The sequence below is a fragment of the Bacteroides caecigallinarum genome (genome assembly GCF_021530995.1).
In the GTDB taxonomy this organism is placed as follows: Bacteria; Bacteroidota; Bacteroidia; order Bacteroidales; family Bacteroidaceae; genus Phocaeicola; species Phocaeicola faecigallinarum.
Genome location: NZ_JADYTF010000174.1, coordinates 1 through 4625, shown reverse-complemented (window position 1 = coordinate 4625; position 4625 = coordinate 1). Strand labels below are relative to the sequence as shown.

The 4625-nt window shown below is 40.9% G+C and carries 3 protein-coding genes and 2 pseudogenes; 4 read left to right on the top strand and 1 reads right to left on the bottom strand.

The window, feature by feature from the left end:
* Positions 1-154 precede the first annotated feature (154 nt).
* From I6E24_RS15450 to I6E24_RS15435, 4 genes and pseudogenes are all read left to right on the top strand, one after another.
* Positions 155-2158: a type I restriction-modification system subunit M gene (locus tag I6E24_RS15450; RefSeq protein WP_235329504.1), complete on the top strand. Its 2004-nt coding sequence runs from the start codon at positions 155-157 to the stop codon at positions 2156-2158.
* 29 nt (positions 2159-2187) lie between these two features.
* Positions 2188-2529, top strand: a pseudogene (locus I6E24_RS15445) (virulence RhuM family protein); the annotation flags it as partial.
* A 32-nt stretch (positions 2530-2561) separates the two neighbouring features.
* Positions 2562-3446 (top strand): protein adenylyltransferase Fic, encoded by an 885-nt coding sequence (gene fic, locus I6E24_RS15440; RefSeq protein ID WP_235329502.1) that lies wholly within the window; start codon positions 2562-2564, stop codon positions 3444-3446.
* Between the two features lie 5 nt (positions 3447-3451).
* Positions 3452-4450, top strand: a pseudogene (locus I6E24_RS15435) (restriction endonuclease subunit S); the annotation flags it as partial.
* Between the two features lie 56 nt (positions 4451-4506).
* Here the strand turns inward: I6E24_RS15435 and I6E24_RS15430 are convergent.
* Positions 4507-4625: transposase (locus I6E24_RS15430; protein WP_262911940.1), on the bottom strand; the 119-nt coding region annotated here is incomplete at its 5' end.

Here is a 4625-nt window from a genome sequence, read left to right as displayed (position 1 = left end):
TAAATGTATGCACCTCAAATATACAACATTTTGTGCTTCGAGCACGGCAATAGACGATCAATCAAGTACGTAGGGCTTGATTTTTTATTGCACCGGCATAAAAAACGAAGATTTTTATGTAAGTTTGAAAAGAAAATCATAAAAACATTATTTCATGAGCGGAGAAGACTTACAGAGACAGACCTCTATAAATATACAGGAAAAAGCAAACCTAATCTGGGCCATTGCCGATAAGTTAGTAGGATTATACAAGCCTCACGAATACGGAAAGGTAATCCTGCCCATGTGCGTGATAAAGCGTTTTGAAGACACTCTTGCGCCGACAAAAGAAGCGGTTATCAAGATGAACGAAGAGCTTGAAGCCAAAGGCATAGCCGTAAAGAAAGGTTTCCTTGAAGCCGCGGCCAAGCAGAAGTTCTATAACACCAGCAAGTTTACTTTCGATATATTGCTTGCCGATGCGGACAACATCAAAGACAACTTCGAGAATTACCTCAACCATTTCTCCGAGAACGTGATTGACATAATCAACCGCATGGACTTCTACAACGAAATCAAGAAGATGGACGACAACAACCGTCTTTACCTCGTCATCAAGGAGTTCTGTTCAGCCAAGGCCTATCTTGGAGCAGATGTAGTTTCGGCTGTAGATATGGGATATATCTTTGAAGAGCTGGTCAGAAAGTTCTCCGAATCATACAACGACCAGGCAGGAGCACACTTTACAGCACGAGATATCATCTATCTTATGAGCGAACTGCTCGTAGGCGAAGATGAACAGAAAATGGAAGACGAAGGCATTGTGGCATCCATATACGATATGGCAATGGGAACCAGCCAGATGCTTGCCTGCCTTGACGAGAGATTCCGCAAGATAGACCCTGAAGCCGAAATCACATGCTACGGCCAGGAACTCAATCCGCAGACATACGGTATTGCCAAAGCCGATATGCTTATCAAGGGTGGTAATGCCGACAATATGCGCTTGGGAGATACTCTTGGCGATGACCAGTTCAAGGGATACCAGTTCGACTATATCATATCAAACCCTCCTTTCGGTATCGACTGGGAAGCATCCGAGAAACGTGTGAAAGCCGAAAACGAGATGGGCGAAGCAGGACGTTTTGCTCCGGGACTGCCGGCAAAGGGCGACGGACAGATGTTGTTCATGCTCAATGGTGTGGCGAAACTGAAGGAAGACGGCCGTATGGCTATCATTCAGAATGGTTCTCCTCTGTTCAAGGGCGATGCTGGAAGCGGCGAAAGCGAAATCAGAGGTTATCTGCTCGAACACGACTGGCTGGAAGCAATCGTTCAGCTGCCTAACGACCTGTTCTATAATACAGGTATCGCCACATACATATGGGTAGTGAGCAAAAACAAATCGGAAGAACGTACAGGAAAGGTTCAGCTTATCGACACAAGCAAATGCTTTGAGAAACTGCGCAAGCCTCTAGGCAACAAGCGTGTGGAAATCACCACTGTCTGCCGCGAACTCATAATGCAGGCTTATCACGATTTTACCGATTGGGAATATACCTCCGAACTTAACACGGAGCTGAAAGTGGAAAGCAAGGTGAAGGACGTAGAGGACTTCAAGTTTACGAAACTCACCATAAACCGTCCTTTACGCCTGAAGTACAAGGACATTCACTTTGACGAAGCCACTGCTGAAAACTATAAGGAAGCCGACAGAGCCTTATTGAAAGAAGTTGTCACATATTGGGAAAACAATATGCCTAACCATGTGGGATTCCCGGACATCACTTTCTTCCTCGAGCTGAAGAAGGCAAAAATCAAAGTACCTCAGGGAAAAGTCGCTCTGTTGAGGAGTTATTTCGGCATACGTAACCCCGATATGATGGAGGCATACGTGAAACCTGTTGACCAGGAAAGCGGATTTGCTCCCGACCCGGAACTGAAGGACAGCGAGATTATTCCTTGGAAAGAGGATATTACGGAATACCTCGACAAAAACGTACGTCCGTATGCTCCCGATTTCTGGTACAATGAATCCGAAAGCAAAATCGGTTATGAAATACCTCTTACCCGCGAGTTCTACAAATACACTCCGCTAACACCAAGTTCTGTGATATTTGATGAACTGAAAAAGTTAGAAGAAAAAGAATCGGAACTGATGTCCAGGATATTAGGGTAAGCAGATATAAATCCGCATAATAACAGACCATGAACGAGCAGCAAAACAACGGAAATATTATCCTCTACCAGACAGAGGATGGCAAATCAAGGATAGAAGTGACTCTATGCAATGATACGGTTTGGCTTACAGCCGACCAGATGGCAGAGCTGTTTCAGCGAAACAAATCTACCATTTCACGACATATAAAGAATGTATTTGAGGACGGAGAGTTGAATCCGGACTCAACTGTTGCATTTTTTGCAACAACCACTCAGCATGGTGCCATCAAAGGGAAAAACCAAACTCATCAGGTGGCATACTATAACCTTGACATGATAATCAGTGTAGGCTATCGTGTCAAGTCACACCGTGGAGTACAGTTCAGAATATGAGACAGAAAGGCAGATAAACGATTCTAATTATGACCAAGATAAATAAAATATCCATACGTTTCTTTGACGACAGAGAAGTACGTGCCATTTGGGATGACGAGAATTCCAAATGGTGGTTTTCTGTACTCGATATTGTTGGCGTACTAAATGCTCAGGATGATTATACCAAGAACAGAAACTACTGGAAGTATCTGAAAAACAAGCTGAAGAGCGAGAATAATGAAGTGGTTAGTGTCACTAACCAGTTGAAATTAACTGCACCTGACGGAAAGAAAAGACTTACTGATGTACTTGATAACACAGGAATCCTTTCTCTCGCAGCATGTTTCCCAAATACCAAAGCTGCACGGTTTGTGGAATGGTTTACCAACAGCGATGAAACTATAGACGGACGAAGCAAATCTAAAGCATACGCTCTGTTTGAAAGCAGTCTGATTGACAGCATAGAAGTAGGAACCATAAAAGGCTTGCAACAGATTCATGCCTATTTGTTTGGCGGACTATACGACTTTGCCGGACAGATACGCACGGTAAACATAGCCAAAGGAGGATTCCAGTTTGCAATGGTTCAATATCTTCAAGCTACATTGGAACAGATAGAACGTATGCCCGAAACAAGTTTCGATGAGATAATAGACAAGTATGTGGAGATGAACATAGCTCATCCTTTCCGTGAAGGCAACGGGCGCGCCACACGTATTTGGCTTGACCTAATGCTGAAGAAAAATCTTAAAGTTTGTGTAGATTGGAGCAATGTGAACAAGAAGTCTTACCTTGATGCAATGACTCACAGTGTGGCAAATGCCGATGAACTGAAAACACTTCTGCGCCCTGCACTTACCGACAAGATTAATGACCGTGAAACCTTTATGAAAGGTATTGATTACTCTTATTATTACGAACAGGAAGATTGAGGATTATGGAAAATAGATACGATAAATATAAAGATAGTGGGATTGCTTGGATTGGGGAGATTCCAGAGCATTGGGATAAAAATAAGATTATAAGATTATTTAGTATAATTGGTAGTGGAACAACACCAAAATCCAGTAAGGAGGACAACTATATAGGTTCTGTAAATTGGATTCAATCAGGTGACATTAATGGTGGTTATATAGAAAACTGTAAGAATACTATTTCTGATACAGCTCTTAAAGAATACCCGACATTAAAGATTTACAAAGCACCATTTATTATTGTAGCAATGTATGGTGCATCTGTTGGTAATATTTCTATTTCAAATATTGATGGTTGTGTAAATCAAGCATGTTGTGTAATGAATGAAACAAAACAGAATTTTAAGTATTTATTTTACGCGATGAATTCTGTAAAAAGATATCTGATATACAAAGCTGAAGGAGGAGGTCAACCGAACATTAGTCAGGATAAAATAAAAAATACATGGATGCCAATTCCACCTTTTGAAGAGCAACAATCCATCGCCACCTACCTTGACCAAAAATGTAGCGAAATAGACGAACTTATAACTTTGCAAGAGGAAATGATAACCAAACTGCAAAGCTACAAGCAATCTGTCATTACTGAAGCTGTAACCAAAGGTTTGGATAAAAATGTTCCTCTAAAAGATAGCGGTATTGAATGGATAGGGGAGATTCCGGAGCATTGGGAAGTAAAAAGAATGAAAAGCATATATAACTTTGGAAAAGGGTTAAATATAACTAAAGCGGATTTAGTTGATAAAGGTATTTCTGTTATTAGTTATGGTCAGATTCATTCTAAACTTAACACAGGTACATGTATAAAAGATTCTTTAATCAAATATGTTCCAGAAATTTTTCTTGAAAACAATAATGCTTCGTTAGTTAAAAAAGGAGATATAATTTTTGCAGATACTTCTGAGGATTTAGAGGGTTGTGGTAATTGTATCTACATAGATAGGGATATGCTTCTTTATGCGGGTTATCACACAATAATTGCTAAGAATATATCAACATATATCAATAGATTTTTGGTTCATCCGACATTTCGCGTGATGCGGCAATCATGCAGTGCATATAGCCTCAATTCAAAGTATCGTTCATCCCTAAATCCATATGCCGTTCTCTTCATGACCTTTATCTTGTTGTTGATGC